We start from the raw sequence: 1,577 nt of genomic DNA on the forward strand, positions 1-1,577 counted from the left end.
GAGTCTGTATCAGAGTCAGTGAGCGAATCTGTATCTGAGTCAGTATCTGAATCAGTAAGTGAATCTGTATCTGAGTCAGTATCAGAATCAGTGAGCGAATCCGTATCTGAATCCGTATCAGAGTCAGTAAGTGAATCTGTATCCGAGTCAGTGAGCGAATCCGTTTCTGAATCTGTATCAGAGTCAGTGAGCGAATCAGTTTCTGAGTCCGTATCTGAATCAGTATCAGAGTCAGTAAGCGAATCCGTGTCTGAGTCTGTATCAGAATCAGTGAGCGAATCAGTTTCTGAATCTGTATCCGAGTCAGTATCAGAATCAGTGAGTGAATCCGTATCAGAGTCTGTATCAGAGTCAGTGAGCGAATCTGTATCTGAGTCAGTATCTGAATCAGTAAGTGAATCCGTATCAGAATCTGTATCTGAATCAGTAAGTGAATCCGTATCAGAGTCAGTAAGTGAGTCAGTATCTGAATCCGTATCAGAGTCTGTATCTGAGTCAGTAAGCGAATCCGTATCTGAATCTGTATCAGAGTCAGTAAGCGAGTCAGTATCTGAATCCGTATCAGAATCAGTTTCTGAATCCGTGTCTGAGTCAGTATCTGAATCAGTGAGCGAATCCGTATCTGAATCCGTATCAGAGTCAGTAAGTGAATCTGTATCCGAGTCAGTGAGCGAATCAGTTTCTGAATCTGTATCAGAGTCAGTGAGCGAATCAGTTTCTGAGTCAGTATCTGAATCAGTATCAGAGTCAGTAAGCGAATCCGTATCAGAATCTGTATCCGAGTCAGTAAGTGAATCCGTTTCTGAATCCGTATCAGAGTCAGTAAGCGAATCCGTATCCGAGTCAGTATCTGAATCAGTTTCTGAATCTGTATCTGAGTCTGTATCTGAATCAGTGAGCGAATCAGTTTCTGAATCCGTATCCGAGTCAGTATCAGAATCAGTGAGCGAATCCGTATCTGAATCCGTATCCGAGTCAGTATCTGAATCAGTAAGTGAATCCGTATCTGAATCCGTATCAGAGTCTGTATCAGAATCAGTAAGTGAGTCAGTTTCTGAATCTGTATCTGAGTCAGTATCTGAATCAGTGAGCGAATCCGTATCTGAATCCGTATCCGAGTCAGTATCTGAATCAGTAAGTGAATCCGTATCTGAGTCCGTATCTGAGTCAGTAAGCGAATCCGTATCTGAATCCGTATCAGAGTCTATATCTGAGTCAGTAAGTGAATCAGTATCAGAGTCTGTATCAGAATCAGTAAGTGAGTCAGTTTCTGAATCTGTATCTGAGTCAGTATCTGAATCAGTGAGCGAATCCGTATCTGAATCCGTATCCGAGTCAGTAAGCGAATCCGTATCTGAATCCGTATCAGAGTCAGTATCTGAATCAGTAAGTGAATCCGTATCTGAGTCCGTATCTGAGTCAGTAAGCGAATCCGTATCTGAATCCGTATCAGAGTCTATATCTGAGTCAGTAAGTGAATCCGTATCTGAATCCGTATCAGAGTCAGTATCTGAATCAGTATCAGAGTCAGTAAGCGAATCCGTATCAGAATCTGTATCCGAGTCAGTATCTGAATC

The 1,577-nt window shown here is 42.1% G+C and carries 1 protein-coding gene; it reads left to right on the forward strand.

The window, feature by feature from the left end; all coding sequences use genetic code 11:
• A partial coding sequence (locus NFR51_RS10640; protein ID WP_251713614.1) for a hypothetical protein occupies window positions 1-1,577 on the forward strand: 1,577 nt, incomplete at both ends.

This window comes from Lactococcus ileimucosae, from assembly GCF_943193185.1.
Classification (GTDB): Bacteria; Bacillota; Bacilli; order Lactobacillales; family Streptococcaceae; genus Lactococcus; species Lactococcus ileimucosae.